The 18,352-nt window shown below is 47.0% G+C and carries 31 protein-coding genes; all 31 read left to right on the top strand.

Features of this window, described 5'->3' with window-relative positions; translation table 11 throughout:
- The first annotated feature begins 3 nt into the window (after positions 1-3).
- The 31 genes from rpsC to ACFO5U_RS12755 all read left to right on the top strand — a co-directional run bounded on the left by rpsC (position 4) and on the right by ACFO5U_RS12755 (position 17,975).
- A complete protein-coding gene (gene rpsC, locus ACFO5U_RS12905; protein ID WP_377279529.1) occupies positions 4-660 on the top strand; it encodes a 30S ribosomal protein S3 in 657 nt (218 codons plus the stop codon).
- Between the two features lies 1 nt (position 661).
- Positions 662-1,096 carry a 50S ribosomal protein L16 gene (rplP, locus tag ACFO5U_RS12900; protein ID WP_377279528.1) on the top strand — a complete coding sequence of 145 codons (435 nt, stop codon included), beginning with the start codon at positions 662-664 and terminating at the stop codon, positions 1,094-1,096.
- Complete coding sequence (gene rpmC / locus ACFO5U_RS12895; protein ID WP_058382156.1) at positions 1,086-1,286, top strand: 50S ribosomal protein L29; 201 nt, start codon at positions 1,086-1,088, stop codon at positions 1,284-1,286. Before rplP ends, rpmC begins: the two co-directional genes overlap by 11 nt.
- A 23-nt stretch (positions 1,287-1,309) precedes the next feature.
- On the top strand, positions 1,310-1,573 hold the full coding sequence (rpsQ, locus tag ACFO5U_RS12890; protein WP_377279527.1) for a 30S ribosomal protein S17: 264 nt from the start codon (positions 1,310-1,312) through the stop codon (positions 1,571-1,573).
- Positions 1,574-1,620: 47 nt separating this feature from the next.
- A complete protein-coding gene (gene rplN, locus ACFO5U_RS12885; RefSeq protein ID WP_033542790.1) occupies positions 1,621-1,989 on the top strand; it encodes a 50S ribosomal protein L14 in 369 nt (122 codons plus the stop codon).
- Positions 1,990-2,025: 36 nt separating this feature from the next.
- Complete coding sequence (gene rplX / locus ACFO5U_RS12880; RefSeq protein ID WP_058382154.1) at positions 2,026-2,337, top strand: 50S ribosomal protein L24; 312 nt, start codon at positions 2,026-2,028, stop codon at positions 2,335-2,337.
- A 27-nt stretch (positions 2,338-2,364) separates the two neighbouring features.
- Entirely contained in the window at positions 2,365-2,904 is a 540-nt protein-coding gene (rplE, locus tag ACFO5U_RS12875; protein WP_377279526.1) for a 50S ribosomal protein L5, read from the top strand.
- Positions 2,905-2,923: 19 nt separating this feature from the next.
- Complete coding sequence (gene rpsN / locus ACFO5U_RS12870) at positions 2,924-3,109, top strand: 30S ribosomal protein S14 (RefSeq protein ID WP_006828941.1); 186 nt, start codon at positions 2,924-2,926, stop codon at positions 3,107-3,109.
- Between the two features lie 29 nt (positions 3,110-3,138).
- Complete coding sequence (gene rpsH / locus ACFO5U_RS12865; RefSeq protein WP_377279525.1) at positions 3,139-3,537, top strand: 30S ribosomal protein S8; 399 nt, start codon at positions 3,139-3,141, stop codon at positions 3,535-3,537.
- A 30-nt stretch (positions 3,538-3,567) separates the two neighbouring features.
- A complete protein-coding gene (gene rplF / locus ACFO5U_RS12860; RefSeq protein WP_377279524.1) occupies positions 3,568-4,107 on the top strand; it encodes a 50S ribosomal protein L6 in 540 nt (179 codons plus the stop codon).
- A gap of 33 nt (positions 4,108-4,140) precedes the next feature.
- Positions 4,141-4,503, top strand: a complete 363-nt coding sequence (gene rplR, locus ACFO5U_RS12855; protein ID WP_377279523.1) for a 50S ribosomal protein L18 — start codon at positions 4,141-4,143, stop codon at positions 4,501-4,503.
- Between the two features lie 21 nt (positions 4,504-4,524).
- Positions 4,525-5,025, top strand: a complete 501-nt coding sequence (gene rpsE, locus ACFO5U_RS12850) for a 30S ribosomal protein S5 (protein ID WP_377279522.1) — start codon at positions 4,525-4,527, stop codon at positions 5,023-5,025.
- 14 nt (positions 5,026-5,039) lie between these two features.
- A complete protein-coding gene (rpmD, locus tag ACFO5U_RS12845) occupies positions 5,040-5,222 on the top strand; it encodes a 50S ribosomal protein L30 (RefSeq protein ID WP_068459713.1) in 183 nt (60 codons plus the stop codon).
- A gap of 33 nt (positions 5,223-5,255) precedes the next feature.
- A complete protein-coding gene (gene rplO, locus ACFO5U_RS12840) occupies positions 5,256-5,696 on the top strand; it encodes a 50S ribosomal protein L15 (protein WP_377279521.1) in 441 nt (146 codons plus the stop codon).
- Entirely contained in the window at positions 5,696-6,991 is a 1,296-nt protein-coding gene (gene secY, locus ACFO5U_RS12835) for a preprotein translocase subunit SecY (protein ID WP_377279520.1), read from the top strand. Before rplO ends, secY begins: the two co-directional genes overlap by 1 nt.
- A 56-nt stretch (positions 6,992-7,047) precedes the next feature.
- Entirely contained in the window at positions 7,048-7,701 is a 654-nt protein-coding gene (locus ACFO5U_RS12830) for an adenylate kinase (protein ID WP_377279519.1), read from the top strand.
- Positions 7,702-8,107: 406 nt separating this feature from the next.
- Positions 8,108-8,326, top strand: a complete 219-nt coding sequence (gene infA / locus ACFO5U_RS12825) for a translation initiation factor IF-1 (protein WP_006828950.1) — start codon at positions 8,108-8,110, stop codon at positions 8,324-8,326.
- Positions 8,327-8,363: 37 nt separating this feature from the next.
- Positions 8,364-8,477 carry a 50S ribosomal protein L36 gene (gene rpmJ, locus ACFO5U_RS12820; protein WP_006828951.1) on the top strand — a complete coding sequence of 38 codons (114 nt, stop codon included), beginning with the start codon at positions 8,364-8,366 and terminating at the stop codon, positions 8,475-8,477.
- 25 nt (positions 8,478-8,502) lie between these two features.
- Positions 8,503-8,868, top strand: coding sequence for a 30S ribosomal protein S13 (rpsM, locus tag ACFO5U_RS12815; RefSeq protein WP_058382144.1), 366 nt, complete (start codon positions 8,503-8,505; stop codon positions 8,866-8,868).
- Positions 8,869-8,893: 25 nt separating this feature from the next.
- The gene (rpsK, locus tag ACFO5U_RS12810; protein WP_377279518.1) at positions 8,894-9,283 is read left to right on the top strand and encodes a 30S ribosomal protein S11; all 390 of its coding nucleotides are present in this window, start codon (positions 8,894-8,896) and stop codon (positions 9,281-9,283) included.
- Positions 9,284-9,410: 127 nt separating this feature from the next.
- A complete protein-coding gene (locus ACFO5U_RS12805) occupies positions 9,411-10,355 on the top strand; it encodes a DNA-directed RNA polymerase subunit alpha (RefSeq protein ID WP_215108188.1) in 945 nt (314 codons plus the stop codon).
- Positions 10,356-10,400: 45 nt separating this feature from the next.
- Positions 10,401-10,775 (top strand): 50S ribosomal protein L17, encoded by a 375-nt coding sequence (rplQ, locus tag ACFO5U_RS12800; RefSeq protein WP_377279517.1) that lies wholly within the window; start codon positions 10,401-10,403, stop codon positions 10,773-10,775.
- A gap of 342 nt (positions 10,776-11,117) precedes the next feature.
- The gene (locus tag ACFO5U_RS12795) at positions 11,118-11,966 is read left to right on the top strand and encodes an energy-coupling factor ABC transporter ATP-binding protein (protein WP_377279516.1); all 849 of its coding nucleotides are present in this window, start codon (positions 11,118-11,120) and stop codon (positions 11,964-11,966) included.
- Positions 11,942-12,814: an energy-coupling factor ABC transporter ATP-binding protein gene (locus ACFO5U_RS12790; protein ID WP_377279515.1), complete on the top strand. Its 873-nt coding sequence runs from the start codon at positions 11,942-11,944 to the stop codon at positions 12,812-12,814. The genes ACFO5U_RS12795 and ACFO5U_RS12790 overlap by 25 nt, the downstream gene beginning before the upstream one ends.
- Positions 12,811-13,608, top strand: coding sequence for an energy-coupling factor transporter transmembrane component T family protein (locus tag ACFO5U_RS12785; protein ID WP_377279514.1), 798 nt, complete (start codon positions 12,811-12,813; stop codon positions 13,606-13,608). Before ACFO5U_RS12790 ends, ACFO5U_RS12785 begins: the two co-directional genes overlap by 4 nt.
- Positions 13,609-13,625: 17 nt before the next feature.
- A complete protein-coding gene (gene truA / locus ACFO5U_RS12780; protein WP_377279513.1) occupies positions 13,626-14,369 on the top strand; it encodes a tRNA pseudouridine(38-40) synthase TruA in 744 nt (247 codons plus the stop codon).
- A gap of 212 nt (positions 14,370-14,581) precedes the next feature.
- Complete coding sequence (gene rplM, locus ACFO5U_RS12775; RefSeq protein ID WP_377279512.1) at positions 14,582-15,019, top strand: 50S ribosomal protein L13; 438 nt, start codon at positions 14,582-14,584, stop codon at positions 15,017-15,019.
- A gap of 29 nt (positions 15,020-15,048) precedes the next feature.
- Positions 15,049-15,441 carry a 30S ribosomal protein S9 gene (gene rpsI / locus ACFO5U_RS12770; protein ID WP_377279511.1) on the top strand — a complete coding sequence of 131 codons (393 nt, stop codon included), beginning with the start codon at positions 15,049-15,051 and terminating at the stop codon, positions 15,439-15,441.
- Positions 15,442-15,531: 90 nt separating this feature from the next.
- Entirely contained in the window at positions 15,532-15,975 is a 444-nt protein-coding gene (locus tag ACFO5U_RS12765; protein WP_377279510.1) for a VOC family protein, read from the top strand.
- Between the two features lie 99 nt (positions 15,976-16,074).
- Positions 16,075-17,148, top strand: a complete 1,074-nt coding sequence (locus ACFO5U_RS12760; protein WP_377279509.1) for an Mrp/NBP35 family ATP-binding protein — start codon at positions 16,075-16,077, stop codon at positions 17,146-17,148.
- 146 nt (positions 17,149-17,294) lie between these two features.
- Positions 17,295-17,975 (top strand): KinB-signaling pathway activation protein, encoded by a 681-nt coding sequence (locus ACFO5U_RS12755; protein WP_377279508.1) that lies wholly within the window; start codon positions 17,295-17,297, stop codon positions 17,973-17,975.
- The last annotated feature ends 377 nt before the right edge of the window (positions 17,976-18,352 follow it).

Raw genomic sequence — 18,352 nt, 5'->3', positions numbered from 1 at the left:
TTCGTGGGACAAAAAATTCATCCAATTGGAATGCGAATCGGAATCATTCGTGACTGGGACTCAAAATGGTATGCTGAAAAAGACTACGCCACACTCCTTCACGAAGATTTGAAAATCCGTGGATACATCGAAACACGTTTGAAAGAAGCTTCTGTTTCTAAAATTGAAATCGAGCGCGCTGCAAACCGTGTTAATGTAACAATCCACACTGCGAAGCCAGGTATGGTAATCGGTAAAGGTGGCTCTGAAGTAGAAGTACTTCGTACGCAACTGAACTCGATGACTGGCAAGCGTGTACACATCAACATCGTAGAAATCAAAAGAGCTGATCTTGATGCGAAATTGGTTGCTGAAGGAATCGCACGCCAGCTAGAAAACCGTGCATCTTTCCGCCGTGCTCAAAAACAGACGATCCAACGTACTATGCGTGCAGGCGCTAAAGGGATCAAAACTCAAGTATCTGGACGTCTAGGCGGCGCTGACATTGCGCGTGCTGAACACTACAGTGAAGGAACTGTTCCGCTCCATACATTGCGCGCTGACATCGATTATGCGCATGCTGAAGCTGATACTACTTACGGCAAGCTTGGCGTAAAAGTATGGATCTACCGCGGTGAAGTCCTTCCAACCAAGAAGAAATCTGAGGAAGGAGGCAAATAATATGTTATTGCCAAAACGCGTAAAATATCGTCGTGAACACCGTGGCAAGATGCGCGGAGAAGCGAAAGGCGGCAAAGAAGTAGCATTCGGCGAATACGGCCTGCAGGCTCTTGAGTCTTCATGGATCACAAACCGTCAAATCGAAGCTGCCCGTATCGCGATGACACGTTACATGAAACGTGGCGGTAAAGTCTGGATCAAGATTTTCCCTCACAAACCATATACGAAAAAGCCTCTAGAAGTACGGATGGGTTCCGGTAAAGGTTCACCTGAAGGCTGGGTAGCGGTTGTAAAAACAGGAAAAATTATGTTCGAAATCGCTGGAGTATCTGAAGAAGTTGCACGCGAAGCATTGCGTCTTGCCTCTCACAAACTGCCAGTGAAAACGAAATTCGTAAAACGCGAAGAAATTGGTGGTGAATCGAATGAAAGCTAATGAAATCCGTGACCTAACCACTGCTGAGATCGAACAAAAAGTGAAATCACTGAAAGAAGAGCTTTTCAACCTTCGCTTCCAATTGGCTACTGGTCAATTAGAAAACACTGCTCGCATCCGCGAAGTACGTAAAGCGATTGCCCGTATGAAAACCGTGATTCATGAAAGAGAACTCAGTGGCAACAACTGATAATTCGAGAGGAGGTTGCAAGTATGTCTGAGCGTAACCAACGCAAAGTATACACAGGCCGCGTCGTGTCTGACAAAATGGACAAAACCATTACAGTAATGGTTGAAACTCAAAAGAAGCACGGGCTTTATGGCAAACGTGTAAAATACTCTAAGAAATTCAAAGCGCATGATGAGAACAACGAAGCGAAAATCGGTGACGTCGTTCGCGTCATGGAAACTCGTCCGCTATCAGCTACGAAACGTTTCCGCTTAGTGGAAGTCGTCGAAAAAGCTGTTATCATCTAATTTAAATAAGTTCGGAAACCTAAAAGTTCCGGAGGGAGGTTACCTAAGTGATCCAACAGGAAAGTCGTTTAAAAGTTGCAGACAACTCGGGTGCTCGTGAAGTACTTACGATTAAAGTACTTGGTGGTTCTGGTCGCAAGACAGCAAACATCGGTGACGTAATCGTTTGTACCGTGAAAAAAGCAACACCAGGTGGCGTTGTTAAGAAAGGTGAAGTCGTTAAGGCTGTCATCGTTCGCACGAAAAGCGGAGCTCGCCGCAAAGATGGTACTTACATCAAATTTGATGAAAATGCATGTGTGATTATCCGCGACGACAAAGGTCCACGCGGAACACGTATCTTCGGACCAGTTGCACGTGAACTTCGTGACAACAACTTCATGAAGATCGTCTCACTTGCTCCTGAAGTTCTATAAATTACCCAATGTGCGATACCAAGGAGGTGCGACAGAATGCATGTAAAAAAAGGCGATACAGTTAAGGTCATCTCTGGGAAAGACAAAGGCAAAACAGGAGTTGTTTTGACTGCTCTACCTAAGAAAGACCGTGTGCTCGTTGAAGGTGTTAACATCGTCAAAAAGCATACAAAACCGAACCAGGCAAGCCCGCAAGGCGGAATTGTCAGCCAAGAAGCTGCAATCCACGTTTCTAACGTGATGGTAGTGGACCCTAAATCCGGCGAGCCGACTCGCGTAGGATACAAAATGGAAGATGGCAAAAAAGTTCGTGTTGCAAAAAAATCCGGTGAAAAATTAGATAAATAAAATTCCTGAATGAGGGGAGGTACACACATGAACCGCCTACAAGAGAGATACACAAACGAAATTACACCTGCTCTAGTGAGCAAGTTTGAATATTCGTCAGTAATGCAGGCACCGAAAGTTGACAAGATCGTTATCAACATGGGTGTCGGTGAAGCTGTACAAAATACAAAATCGCTTGATGCTGCTGTTGAAGAATTGCAGACGATCACTGGTCAAAAACCAGTTGTCACAAAAGCTAAAAAATCTATCGCTGGCTTCCGTCTTCGTGAAGGTATGCCAATCGGATGTAAAGTTACACTACGCGGAGAGCGTATGTATGACTTCCTGGATAAATTGATTGCCATCTCACTTCCACGTGTACGTGACTTCCGTGGCGTGTCGAAAAAATCTTTCGACGGACGCGGCAACTACACACTTGGTGTGAAAGAACAATTGATCTTCCCTGAAATCGACTACGATAAAGTTAACAAAGTACGCGGTATGGACATCGTAATTGTAACAACTGCGAACTCTGATGAAGAAGCTCGTGAGTTATTAACACAATTCGGAATGCCGTTCCAAAAGTAAACGTGAGGGAGGCGTAAACGTGGCTAAAAAATCTATGATTGCAAAACAAAAACGCACGCCAAAGTTTAAGGTACAAGAGTACACACGCTGTGAACGATGCGGACGTCCGCATTCGGTACTACGCAAATTCAAACTTTGCCGTATTTGTTTCCGTGAACTTGCATATGTGGGACAAATTCCTGGCGTTAAAAAAGCCAGCTGGTAATCCCCTAAATTGGGAAGGAGGTAAATGTAATGACAATGACAGATCCGATTGCAGATATGCTGACACGCATTCGTAACGCAAACATGGTTCGTCACGAGAAATTGGAGCTTCCGGCTTCCAACGTGAAGAAAGACATCGCTGAAATCCTTAAGCGCGAAGGTTTCGTTCGTGACGTGGAATATGTTGAAGATGATAAACAAGGCATGATCCGCATTTTCCTTAAATACGGTGCCAACAATGAGCGCGTCATCACTGGCTTGAAACGCATTTCAAAACCAGGACTACGTGTATACGCTAAAACTGACGAGGTGCCTCGTGTACTAAACGGTCTTGGAATCGCTTTAGTTTCGACATCACAAGGTTTGGTAACTGACAAAGAAGCCCGCGCGAAAAAAATCGGCGGCGAAATACTAGCTTACGTTTGGTAAGAAGCAACAAACGAATGGAGGTGCAACAGAATGTCACGTGTAGGTAAAAAACCAATCGAGGTTCCTGCAAACGTTACTGTTACTGTCGGCAACGACAACAACGTAACGGTCAAAGGACCAAAAGGCGAACTTAATCGCACATTTAACTCAGATATCACGATCAAACAGGAAGACAATGTTTTGACATTGTCACGCCCGTCAGATTCCAAAGACCACCGCACAATCCACGGTACAACCCGCGCATTGCTTGCGAACATGGTTACTGGTGTTTCTGAAGGCTTCTCCCGTTCACTTGAATTAGTCGGTGTAGGTTACCGTGCCCAGCTACAAGGCAAGAAATTGGTCTTGAACGTTGGATACTCTCATCCGGTGGAATTCACTCCGGAAGAAGGAATCGAAATCGAAGTACAAGGCAACACGAAAGTCGTCGTTAAAGGAATCAACAAAGAAATGGTCGGAGCACTTGCTTCAAACATCCGTGCTACTCGCCCACCAGAGCCGTATAAAGGCAAAGGGATCCGTTACGAAGACGAAAAAGTTCGCCGCAAAGAAGGTAAAACAGGTAAATAATGCTGCTTAGGCAGGCTGAAAGGAGTGACCTCAGTGATTACGAAACTCGATAAAAACGCATCCCGTAAAAAACGTCACGCTCGCGTACGTTCTAAAATCTCGGGTACAGCTGAATGTCCACGTCTGAACGTTTTCCGTTCAAACAAATACATCTACGCTCAATTGATCGATGATGTTAACGGCGTAACGCTTGCTAGCGCATCATCTGCAGATAAAGATTTCTCTCTTGATAACAAAAGCAACGTCGAAGCGGCTTCTAAAGTCGGCGAAACGATTGCAAAACGCGCTGTAGAAAACGGCTTATCATCAGTTGTTTTTGACCGCGGTGGTTATCTATATCATGGACGTGTGAAAGCTTTAGCTGAAGCTGCACGTGAAAACGGTTTACAATTTTAAAAAGAAGGAGGGACCCATTACATGAGTCGTATTGATTCAAACAAACTTGAACTTGAAGAACGCGTAGTTACGATTAACCGCGTAGCGAAAGTTGTAAAAGGTGGACGTCGTTTCCGTTTCTCCGCATTAGTTGTTGTAGGCGACAAAAATGGCAAAGTCGGTTTCGGCACTGGGAAAGCACAAGAAGTTCCAGAAGCTATCCGTAAAGCTATTGAAGATGCGAAGAAGAACTTAATCGAAGTACCAATGGTTAAAGGAACTACTCCACATCTCGTGACCGGACGCTTCGGTGCTGGTTCGATTCTTATCAAACCTGCTTCACCAGGTACCGGTGTTATTGCTGGCGGACCTGTTCGTGCGGTATTGGAGCTTGCAGGAGTACAAGACATTTTGTCTAAATCCCTCGGTTCTAACACGCCAATCAACATGGTGCGCGCTACTATCAACGGCCTGACTCAACTGAAAAGTGCTGATGAAGTTGCAAAACTTCGCGGTAAAACTAAAGAAGAGCTATTCGGATAAGGGAGGGAAATTACATGGCTACTAAACTAGAAATTACCCTCACGAAGTCTGTGATCGGTGCTAAACCGACACAACGGAAAACAGTCCAGTCACTTGGCTTGCGCAAAATGCATCAAACTGTTGAGCACCAAGACAACGCGGCAGTCCGCGGAATGCTTGATAAAGTCGCTCACTTAGTTACTATTAAAGAAGTTTAATCCCTGATTTCTATAGAAGGAGGTGCCAACCACATGAAACTTCACGAATTAAAACCAGCAGAAGGTTCACGCAGCTCACGCAAGCGTATCGGACGCGGAATCGGTTCAGGTACTGGTAAAACAGCCGGTAAAGGTCACAAAGGTCAAAACGCTCGTTCTGGCGGCGGTGTCCGTCCTGGATTCGAAGGTGGTCAAAACCCATTGTTCCGTCGTTTGCCTAAACGTGGATTCACGAACATCAACCGTAAAGACTACACTGTAGTGAACCTTGACGTGTTGAACCGTTTCGAAGAAGGCACAGAAATTACACCTGCATTGTTGATCGAAACAGGTGTTGTGAGCAAAGAGCGTTCTGGTATCAAGATTCTTGGTAACGGAAGCCTAGACAAGAAATTGTCTGTTCGTGCTCACAAATTCTCTGCATCAGCCAAAGAAGCTATTGAAGCCGCAGGCGGACAAACAGAGGTGCTTTAATGTTTCAGACAATCTCTAATCTTATGCGCGTATCTGATATTCGAAATAAAATCTTCTTTACTTTAGCAATGCTCATCATCTTCCGTATCGGGACATTTGTTCCGGTGCCGAATGTTGATGCGTCAGTATTGCAAGCTACTGATCAGATGGGTCTGATCGGTTTCTTGAATACTTTCGGTGGAGGCGCTCTAGCTAACTTCTCAATCTTAGCGATGGGAATCATGCCTTATATTACAGCGTCCATCATTGTGCAGCTTCTGCAGATGGATGTCGTTCCGAAATTTGCTGAGTGGGCGAAACAAGGAGAAGTCGGAAGACGGAAACTTGCGCAATTCACTCGTTACTTTACCATCGTTCTTGCATTTATCCAGGCGATCGGCATGTCTTACGGCTTTAACCAAATGTATGGTGGCTCATTGATTCAAGATGATTCAATTGCAACCTATGTGGTAATCGCCATCGTTCTGACCGCAGGAACAGCATTTCTATTGTGGCTTGGTGAGCAGATCACGGCACAAGGCGTGGGGAACGGTATTTCGATTATCATCTTCGCAGGGATTGTCGCTGCAGTACCAGGAGCAATCAATCAATTATATGCGCAGCAGATCCAAGGAGCTGGCGATCAGCTTCCGATAAACATTGCCATCATGGCATTGCTCGCACTCGCAGTTGTTGCAATTACTGTATTGGTCATCTACGTTCAACAAGCGTTGCGTAAAATTCCGATTCAGTATGCTAAACGTGTAGCTGGCCGCGGCCAGAGCTCGAATGGGCAACAAACGCATTTACCTTTGAAAGTAAACGCGGCCGGAGTTATCCCGGTAATCTTTGCAGTGGCGTTTATGATCACGCCACAAACCATTTCTTCTTTCTTTGGTGCCAACGCGTTTACGGATGCCATCCAGAATACGTTTGATTACACGCGTCCAGTCGGCATGATCATCTATATTGCCCTGATCGTTGCATTCACGTATTTCTACGCATTCATTCAGGTAAACCCTGAAAACGTGGCGGACAACTTGAAAAAGCAAGGTGCATACATTCCGGGAATCCGTCCGGGTAAAAATACACAAGACTATTTAACAAGCGTGTTGTACCGTTTGACTTTCGTGGGAGCTATCTTCCTCGCAGTGATCTCGGTGCTGCCGATTTTCTTCATCAATGTCGCAAACCTGCCTCAATCTGCACAGATTGGCGGTACCAGTTTGCTGATTGTCGTCGGGGTAGCCCTCGAGACGATGAAACAATTGGAATCACAACTTGTTAAACGTCATTACAAAGGCTTTATGAAATAATCAATGGAGGGAACGTGCAAGCGTTCCTTATCCAATTGTCTGAGGGGGCAAAACGTATGAACATTGTGTTAATGGGTCTACCAGGTGCCGGTAAAGGCACGCAAGCAGACGAAATTGTCCAGAAGTACGACATCCCTCATATTTCGACAGGTGACATGTTCCGCGCAGCTATCAAAGGCGGCACGGAGATGGGCCTGAAAGCAAAGTCGTTCATGGATCAAGGTGCTTTAGTACCTGACGAAGTGACGATCGGTATCGTCCGAGAGCGACTCAGCCAAGCGGATTGTGAGAAAGGCTTCCTATTGGACGGCTTTCCACGCACAGTTCCTCAAGCTGAAGCGCTGGAATCTCTTCTGGCTGATCTTGGCAAACGAATCGAGCATGTCGTAAACATCCAAGTTGAACAAGACGAATTGATTGCACGTTTAACAGGCCGTTGGATTTGCAAAGTTTGTGGAACTGCTTACCATACCGTATTCAACCCGCCTCAAACTGAAGGCGTGTGCGATAAGGATGGCGGAGAGCTCTACCAACGCGAAGACGACAAGCCTGAAACCGTCACAAAGCGTTTAGAAGTTAACATGCAACAAACTCAACCGCTTCTCGACTTCTATGAAGACAAGAGCGTGTTGAGCAATATAGATGGACAGCAGGACATTGATAAAGTATTTGCTGACATTGATGCTCTTCTAAAGGGCGACCGAGGCTAAGTCCCCGGCGCCGGGCGCAGTTAGTTGCCTCCATGTGGCTTTAAGGAGCACCGGAGATATGAATTTTCGAGAGCTGCAAAAGCAAACAAGGCCTGATTATATGAAAACCGGTGAGGCTCGTTGCCCCGTGCAATTCCGCATCGGAGGTAGTATAATGGGTTTCGTGGAAGCATCTGTGTAACGGGTTTGGAACTCATCCAAGGCAGTCCGGGCAGTCGAGGATACGTGGGTCAGACTGATTCAACCGGATCCCCCAAACTCCGCTGTCAAAAGTGGAGCGAGGAACCCGGAGAAGGTCTTTCAATTGTCACTCATGCATTCCTTGTGAATGGATAAGAATTATTCAATCAGCAAATACTGTTTGAAGATGAGAACCTGATTTGTATACAGAAGGGAGACTGGGTCGATGGCGAAAGACGATGTAATTGAAATCGAAGGAACAGTCGTTGAGACTTTGCCTAACGCGATGTTTAAAGTGGAGCTTGAAAACGGTCATACGATTCTTGCGCACGTATCTGGCAAGATTCGCATGCATTTCATCCGCATTCTGCCAGGAGATAAAGTGACAGTGGAACTTTCTCCTTACGATTTAACACGCGGTCGCATCACATACCGTTTTAAATAATCTTTTGCACTCCGAACTACCAAGGAGGTTGGGTTAGATGAAAGTGAGACCATCTGTTAAGCCGATCTGCGAAAAATGTAAAGTTATTCGCAGAAACGGAAAAGTAATGGTAATCTGTGAAAATCCGAAACACAAACAAAGACAAGGTTAATTAAAGAAGGAGGTGCATTGCACACATGGCACGTATTTCTGGTGTTGACATTCCGCGCGACAAACGCGTTGTAATTTCATTGACTTATATTTATGGTGTTGGGAAAACTACTGCTCAGAAAGTACTTTCTGGTGCTGGTGTTTCTGAAGAGACTCGCGTTCGCGATCTTACAGAAGACGAGTTGAACAATATCCGTGAACAGCTAGACCAATACAAAATCGAAGGTGACCTTCGCCGTGAAGTTTCCATGAACATCAAACGTTTGATGGAAATCGCTAGCTTCCGTGGTATCCGCCACCGTCGCGGTCTTCCGGTCCGTGGTCAAAACACGAAGAACAACGCTCGCACGCGTAAAGGTCCTCGTAAAACTGTAGCTAACAAGAAAAAATAATCAGTAAAGGAGGTTGTTTCTTAACATGGCACGTAAACAACAAACTCGTAAGCGTCGTGTGAAAAAGAATATCGAATCCGGTATTGCTCACATCCGCTCAACATTCAATAACACAATCGTTACGATCACTGACATGCAAGGTAACGCAGTGTCTTGGTCTTCGGCTGGAGCTCTAGGATTCCGTGGATCACGTAAATCTACTCCATTCGCTGCTCAAATGGCTGCTGAAACTGCTGCAAAAACTTCTATGGAACACGGTTTGAAAACTTTGGAAGTAACTGTTAAAGGTCCTGGTTCAGGTCGCGAAGCTGCTATCCGTGCACTTCAAGCTGCTGGATTGGAAGTTACTGCAATCAAAGACGTAACTCCAGTTCCTCACAACGGCTGCCGTCCACCAAAACGCCGTCGCGTATAATCGTTGATCTGAAATCGTTTTTGAACATCACGACTTACTAACTGTGTTCTGAATCGTAGCGAAAGTCTGTGACTATCGAATTCTTGATGCAACGAAAATACCGACGTTTTGAAGGAGGGTAAACTGAATGCTTGAAATAGAAAAACCAAAAATTGAAACGGTTGAGATCAACACCAACGCCAAATACGGCAAATTTGTTGTTGAACCTCTTGAGCGTGGATATGGTACCACTTTAGGTAACTCCTTACGTCGAATCTTACTTTCATCCTTGCCGGGCGCGGCTGTTACTTCTATTCAAATTGATGGCGTTCTGCATGAATTCTCCACTGTTGAAGGTGTAGAAGAAGATGTGGCTTCAATCATCTTGAATATTAAAAAGCTCGCTTTGAAAATTTACTCTGACGAAGAAAAAGTCATTGAAATTGATGTAAAAGGTGATGGAACGGTTACGGCTGCAGATATCACTCACGATAGTGACGTGGAAATTCTGAATCCGGATCTATATATTGCTACAATCGCGAAAGATGGCCACTTGCGCATGCGTATGTATGCAAACCGCGGCCGTGGATATGCCCGTGCAGATCAGAACAAACGTGAAGATCTTCCGATCGGCGTTATCCCGATTGACTCTATTTACACGCCAGTTTCACGCGTCAATTTCCAAGTGGAAAATACCCGTGTGGGCCAACTCGCTCATTTCGATAAATTAACCCTCGATGTCTGGACAGATGGAAGCATCGGTCCCAAAGAGGCAATTGCGCTTGGCGCGAAAATTTTCACTGAACATCTTAACATCTTCGTAGGATTGACAGATGAGGCTCAAACAGCTGAAATCATGGTTGAAAAAGAAGAAGACCAAAAAGAGAAAGTGCTTGAGATGACTATCGAAGAGCTGGATCTTTCTGTTCGTTCTTATAACTGCCTGAAACGTGCCGGGATCAACACCGTCCACGAATTGGCCAACAAGTCGGAAGACGACATGATGAAAGTTCGCAACCTCGGACGCAAATCACTTGAAGAAGTGAAAGTGAAGTTGGAAGATCTCGGACTAGGCCTTCGTAAAGAAGACTAATCACTTGATCGGATTCGAACTATTCAACAAAGGAGGGAAACTTCAATGAGAAAACTTCAACGTACAAGTTCTCAACGTAAAGCACTTTTGCGTGACCTTACAACTGATCTAATCGTACACGAGCGCATTCAGACAACTGAAGCACGTGCGAAAGAAGTCCGTTCAACTGTAGAGAAAATGATTACGCTTGGTAAGCGCGGAGATATCCACGCACGCCGTAAAGCTGCAGCATACATCCGCCGTGAACTCGTGACTTCTACTGATGAAGAAGGTAACGAAAACACAATTTTCGCTTTGCAGAAATTGTTCGATGATGTCGCACCACGCTACGCTGAACGTCAAGGCGGCTACACGCGCATCATGAAAATGGGGCCTCGTCGCGGAGATGGCGCACCGATCGTAATTATCGAATTGGTTTAATTTGATGTAATAGAAGAGGGTGCATAGCCCTCTTCTTTTAGCATCATGATTTATACGACAATATGAAAAGCTGAGTGTTATGATGAGCGAGCCCTAGTGGCGGCGTCTCGTCTAGCTCTACGCACCTCATTCAACCGGCGGCTTAAGCAATCGCAGGAGCTATAGAGACAGAAAAGCGCATACTCTGAATGAGGTGCGCGCTTTTTTTATTTTCTTTTTAATTCATAGTGTTGATGTCCCGGAAAACGGGATGTGAACAGTGCGAATTAAACGTGCTAGATGAAGAGCTCTTGAAAAATGGAGCACAGCAGAGAAGAGCGAGTTTAGAGGAGGCCGAAACACATGACAGGAATTATTTTGTCATTTGAAGACGTGACATTTACATATGCGCCGGAAGATGGAGCGGTCAAACCGGCTGTCTCGGATCTATCGTTTTCAATCCAAGAAGGCGAATGGGTAGCGCTGGTCGGCCATAACGGCTCCGGTAAATCGACGATAGCCAAATTGATGAACGGCTTGTTGTTTCCGCAGCAAGGCATCGTCCGCGCGATGGACATGACCATGTCAGAGGAGAGCTTATGGGACATCCGTTCGCAAATGGGTATGGTGTTTCAAAATCCGGACAATCAGTTTGTCGGAGCGACAGTTCAAGATGATGTGGCATTTGCATTGGAGAACAATGGCGTACCGCATGACGAGATGGTTGTACGTGTTCGGGAATCACTGCACCAGGTGAAGATGGATGATTATATGGATCATGAACCCCACCATTTATCAGGCGGACAGAAGCAGCGTGTGGCGATTGCGGGGGCACTTGCTTTGCGACCGCGTTTGTTGATTTTGGATGAGGCGACTTCGATGCTTGACCCACAAGGGCGCCGCGAAGTGATCGAAACAATTCGCGAGTTGCGCGAAGCGACAGGGCTGACGGTATTGTCGATCACGCATGATTTGGAAGAGGCGGCACTGGCTGAACGCGTCCTCGTCATGAATGCCGGGCATAAGCAAATGGAAGGCACGCCGGAACGAGTGTTTTCTTCAGGCGAAGAGCTGACCGGAATGGGGCTCGATTTGCCGTTTGCAATGCGGATGGCAGATCTGCTTCAAAAGGCAGGAGTGCCGATTACCGGAGAATCTATGACAGAACATGAGCTGGTGGAGGAATTATGGACATACTACTCAAGCAAGTAGGATATAGCTATGCAAAAGATACGCCGTTTGAAAAACGCGCATTAACAGACGTTACGCTTCACATTCCTTCCGGTTCCTATACCGCGATCATCGGCCATACCGGTTCCGGCAAGTCCACGGTGCTGCAGCATCTGAACGCATTGCTGCAGCCGACAGAAGGCAGCGTATTGATCGGTGACCGGAAAATAGAAGCCGGCACCAAGGCGAAAAACTTGCGTGATGTGCGCAAAAAAGTCGGCATCGTCTTTCAGTTTCCGGAACAACAGCTTTTTGATGAAACGGTCGTAAAAGATATTATGTTCGGACCGCTCAATTTCGGCGTGCCTGAAGAAGAAGCGCGCCGCCGTGCACTCGCTTTGATCGAACAGCTCGGCTTGCCCGAAGAAGTCGCGGAAAAATCACCGTTTGACTTATCAGGCGGGCAGATGCGCCGCGTTGCCATCGCAGGCGTTTTGGCGATGGAACCGGACGTCCTTGTATTGGATGAACCGACCGCGGGTCTCGATCCACGCGGGCGCCGTGAAATTATGGACCTGTTCTACCGTTTACATCAACAGCAGGGCTTAACGACCGTTCTCGTAACCCATAGCATGGAAGACGCTGCGCGCTATGCGGATAGCGTCGCCATCATGCACAGCGGCAAATGCGTCGCAACAGGCGGTGTGCGGGAAGTGTTTGCGAATGAAGAGCAGCTCGGCGATTACCGCTTGGAGCCGCCGCGTACGGTGCGCATGCAGCGGGAGTTTGAAGAGAAGACCGGCTTAGTGCTCGATGAACTGGCATTGACGGAAGAGGCGCTGTCACGGTCCATTGCCAAAGCACTGAAGGAAGGGCGTGGGCCGAAATGATGGAGAAAATGATTTTTGGCCGCTTTATTCCAGGAGATTCGCTCGTACATCGACTTGATCCGCGTGCGAAAATCCTCTTTGTGTTTTTGTTTATCGCGATCGTATTCATTGCCAATAATGCGATTACCTACGCGATTTTGCTCGGCTCTACCTTGCTTGCGGTATTCTTGTCGAAAATCCGCCTATACTTCCTGATAAATGGCTTGAAGCCGGTATTCATCCTAATGGCGTTTACGTTTTTCCTGCATTTATTCTTTACACAAGAAGGGGCATTGCTGCTGGAATTCGGCTTTATTGAAATATACGAGGAAGGCTTGCGGCAAGGGATATTCATTTCGATCCGTTTCTTGGTCCTCGTGTTCATGACGAGCATCCTGACGCTGACGACTTCACCGATATCGATTACCGATGGCATTGAAGTGCTGCTCGGCCCGTTCAAGCGCGTCAAACTGCCGGTCCATGAGCTGGCGTTGATGATGTCCATCTCGCTCAGGTTTATTCCGACTTTAATGGATGAAACCGGAAAAATCCTAAAAGCGCAAATGGCACGGGGCTCGGATATCGGATCTGGCCCGATCAAAGAACGCATCAAAGCCGTCGTCCCGCTATTGATCCCGCTGTTCGTCAGCGCGTTCAAGCGTGCGGAAGATTTGGCGACGGCGATGGAAGTGCGCGGCTACCGGGGCGGAGAAGGGCGTACGCGCTACCGCCAGCTGGATTGGCGGATCATTGATTCCATGAGCCTCGTATTGCTAGCCGGTTTTGCCGCATTGCTGTGGTATTTCCGTTCTTAACAAAAAGGAGAATTATCATGAAACGATTAAAAGCGACAATTGCATATGACGGCAGCGGATTCTCGGGATATCAAATTCAATTGAAAACCCGCACCGTGCAACTGGAGCTCTTGCGCGTATTGAAAGAACTCCATAAAGGACAGCAAGTGGAAGTGGTGGCAAGCGGCCGGACGGATTCGGGCGTGCATGCAACCGGGCAAGTGATTCATTTCGATACACCGTTCACCATTCCGAAAGATTCCTGGATGCGTGCACTCAATGTCCGGCTGCCACAAGATATCCGGGTTCACGATATCGAGGAAGCGGCACCGGATTTCCACGCCCGCTATCATGCGGATGGAAAAATTTATCGCTACAAGTGGACGCGCAGCAAAATCATCAGCCCGTTCACACGCCATCATCTGGTCCATGTGCCTCAAGCTATCGACGTAAGCCGCATGCAACAAGCGGCCCAAGCGCTCCTCGGCACCCATGATTTTTCAAGCTTTTGTGCAGCCAATACCAATGTCGTCGATAAAGTGAGGACCATTTGGCGCATCGACTTTGAAGAGCATGGCGAGGAATTGCATATGGTCATCGAAGGTTCGGGTTTTCTCTATAATATGGTGCGCATCATTGCCGGGACTTTGCTCGAAGTCGGATTAAATCGCAGAGAGCCGGAAGAACTGGCGGAAATCGTTGCCGCACGCGACCGGGATGCAGCTGGAAAAACCGCGGCCGCTCACGGTTTATACTTGGAAAAAGTGCATTATTCAAGGTGAAGCAACTTTTCCTGGTGTTTTTCCAAATACCCTTGACTTAAAGCGCAATCCATTATATGATGATGTATGGTATTTTCATTACCCCCACGATATGCCCCGGAAGGTTATTTGTGTTAAGGGATAAGGAAAACACGGAACAACGGAACCAATATGGAACATTTGGAACTGAGTTTTTTAAAAAAAAGAGACGATTCATTAGGAGGACAATATACATGCGTACAACATTCATGGCTAAAGGTCACGAAGTAGAGCGTAAATGGTTGGTTGTCGATGCAGAAGGGCAAACTCTTGGACGTTTGGCTTCTGAAGTCGCTTCAATCTTGCGCGGGAAATACAAACCAACATTCACACCGAACGTCGACACTGGCGATCACGTCATCATCATCAACGCTGACAAGATCCACTTGACGGGCAAAAAGCTTACAGACAAAATTTACTACCGCCACACACAATTCACAGGCGGACTTAAGCAGCGCACAGCACTAGAAATGCGCACGAAATACCCAACAAAAATGCTTGAACTAGCAGTTAAAGGCATGCTTCCTAAAAACTCTTTGGGCCGTCAAACGTTCAAAAAGCTACATGTCTATGCTGGACCAGAGCACAACCACCAAGCACAACAGCCTGAAGCTTACACGCTTCGCGGATAATAATCAGTAACTAAGAGGAGGATACACCTTTGGCACAAGTTCAATATATCGGTACAGGTCGCCGTAAAAACTCAACAGCTCGCGTACGTTTGGTACCAGGAGATGGTACGATCACAATCAACAACCGTGACGTATCTGACTACGTTCCATACGAAACACTTGAGCAAATCATCAAACAACCACTAGTAACTACTGAAACTCTTGGTAGCTACGATGTATTGGTAAACGTAAAAGGCGGCGGGTTCACTGGACAAGCCGGCGCTATCCGTCACGGAATTGCACGCGCTCTACTTACAGTAGACCCTGAATACCGTCCGGCACTTAAATCAGCTGGATTCCTAACACGCGATCCACGTATGAAAGAGCGTAAAAAATACGGTCTTAAAGCTGCTCGTCGTGCACCACAGTTCTCAAAACGTTAAAATTACTTTTCAAAGCACTTTCCGGTTTTCCGGGAGGTGCTTTTTTATGTGGCGGCGAAGCTTATAGCAAACCGAAAAGGAGTGGATGGGATGAACCGCATCAATTTAATTTGCTTAGGTGTCCAAAACATGGAGCGGTCTGTGCAGTTTTACCGTGACCAATTAGGCTTTCAGACTGACGAAACGAGAAACAACCCGGAAATCATTTTTTTCAATACTTCCGGAACAAAATTGGAATTGTACCCGCTAGAGGCATTGGCGAAAGACATCGATGAAGGCAACCCCCCAGTGAAATCGGGTTTTTCTGGCATCACTTTAGCTTATAATGCCAAGTCGCGCAGTGAAGTGGACGAGGTGGTCGAGCGGGCACGTATAGCGGGAGCGGTTATCGTCAAAGAGCCGGTCGATGTCTTTTGGGGCGGCTATTCGGGGTATTTCCAAGACCCTGACGGCTATCATTGGGAGGTGGCTTATGGGCCTGATTTCCAGTTTGACGAACAGGATATACTCGACTTTGGCCCGCGCGGCTCCTAGCAGTTTGCTTGCTGGTGAAGAAGCAAGCCGGAAAGGATTAAAAAACGCTAGCCCTATGGTATACTTGGCTGTAGCAAAAGTTATAAGGAGTGTAGAGATATGTTAACTGAAACACAAGTGCGCGAAGCAGTCGGAGCTTTAGAAGATCCGTTTTTACATAGAACGCTTGCGGAAACCAATGGCATCGTGGCCGTGAAAATCAAAGAAGAGAAAAAATACGTCAGCGTCAAATTGGCGATTGCCAAAACGAACACACCCGAACAAATGCAGCTGCAGATGAAAGTGGTGGATGCCATCAAAGGGATCGGGGCTGACTCTGTCGGGATCCGCTTTGAGGAATTGCCGCCAGAAGCGCTAGCCCAGTTCCGCGGCACAGCGAATGAATCAGAAGCACAAGACCTGTTGTCTCCTTTGAATAAAGTTGAATTCATTTCCATCGCCAGCGGCAAAGGCGGCGTCGGAAAATCGACCGTCTCCGTCAACTTGGCGATCGCGCTTGCGCGTGCAGGAAAAAAAGTCGGCCTCGTTGACGCAGACATCTACGGCTTTAGTGTGCCTGACATGATGGGAATCGATAAAGCGCCGGTCGTGCGCGGCGATACCATCATTCCGGTTGACCGCTTCGGTGTCAAAGTCATTTCAATGGGCTTCTTCGTCGAAGACAATATGCCAGTCGTTTGGCGCGGCCCGATGCTCGGGAAAGTATTGGATCAATTTTTCCGTGACGTCGAGTGGGGCGACCTTGATTATCTTCTATTGGACTTGCCGCCAGGAACGGGCGATGTCGCACTTGATATCCACCAGATGCTTCCGGCTTCCAAGGAAATCGTCGTTACAACACCGCACCCGACTGCTGCATTCGTCGCAGCCCGTGCCGGAGCGATGGCGTTGCAGACCAATCACGAAGTACTCGGCGTCATCGAGAACATGTCTTGGTTTGAAAGCCAAACATCCGGCAAGAAGGAATATGTCTTCGGGCAAGGCGGCGGTCCGAAACTTGCAGAAGAATTGCAAGTCCCGCTGCTCGGCCAGATTCCCCTCGGCCAGCCTGACTGGAACGAAAAAGACTTTGCGCCATCTGTCTATGCAGCAGATCATCCGACAGGAAAGATCTACGGAGACATCGCACAACAAGTCCTCCAGCAATTTGCAGACAAGCAAACCAAACAATAAGATTTATAATCCGGAAACCGGCTTTCGGTTTCCGGATTTTTATATCGCCGAAAGAGAGTTTCAAGGTTTGTTCACAACTCCTACTGCAAGTCAGGTGGATTGTTGGTACAATTTAAAGGAATTTCAAATTAACGGAGGCAATATACGTGACTATACGAAATTGGATTAAGTTTTCTATAAATGCATTATTGATCGGCGGGGGAATAACAGGCTTGCTCGGTATTTTCATCCGGTGGAACGATATTTTTGCAGAGGCGGTACAAAATGGGCAGTGGGGAGAATTCATTGCCGGTTTTGTCTGGATGATTGTCGTCGGGCTCACCATGAGCTTGATTGCGCAGATGGGCTTCTTTGCATATTTGACGATTCATCAGTTCGGACATAATATGTTCCGCTCGCTGCGTCTTTGGAATTGGGTTCAAGTGCTGATCATCGCTGTCGTGATCTTCGACTTGATCGCCTTCCGCTTTCTCCCGAACGTAGAGACAAGCGGCCAAGGAGTGCTTTATGCTGCCCTCCTCATTATTCTTTTGACGGTGTCATTCACCACGGCTTACTTCAAAGCGAAGTGGACGACGAAATCGACATTCATCTCAGCGCTGTTTTTCATGATTGTCGTCACGACTTTGGAATGGTTGCCTGCCTTGATGGTAAGAGCGGGGAACGTCGACAGTTGGGTGACCTTGCTGTTGTTCCCGTTGCTTGCGGTGAATGCGTACCAACTGCTCGTCTTGCCGAAGTATAATGAGAAGTCGGAAGAAGACCGCTTGAAGCTTGAGGCGCGCAAGGCAGCGCGAAGAGCACAAGCAGCTGACGCAAAGAAATGATTTTTCAGAAAAGTTCCGCTTCCTGCCCATTCGGCAAGAAGCGGTTTTTTTATGCCCGAGCAATCTTTTGAAGGTTGGCTACAAACGCTGTGCCTAAAAGGTTTTCGATCTGAAATCAAACAGTTTGCCAAAGCTCGAAAGTTTATTTGAAAAAAGTTTCGGAAATGCGTTGACATATATTTAAACATGCTTTAATATAATAAAAGTCGTCAAGAACGACAGCAAACATGAACCTTGAAAACTGAACAGCAAAACGTCAACAATACAGCCGCGAATAATCGCGGCGAACTTACTGATCAGCGCAAGCAGATCAAAGCGAATCGCGCGTCTACGGACGGCGATGCGCCAGCAACGATTGAGCAATCAACACTACTCTA

Origin of the sequence: Planococcus dechangensis (genome assembly GCF_042654465.1) — a bacterium.
Taxonomy (GTDB): domain Bacteria; phylum Bacillota; class Bacilli; order Bacillales_A; family Planococcaceae; genus Planococcus; species Planococcus dechangensis.
Note: the sequence above shows the minus strand (reverse complement) of the source record. Positions and strands in the feature narration are given on the sequence as shown.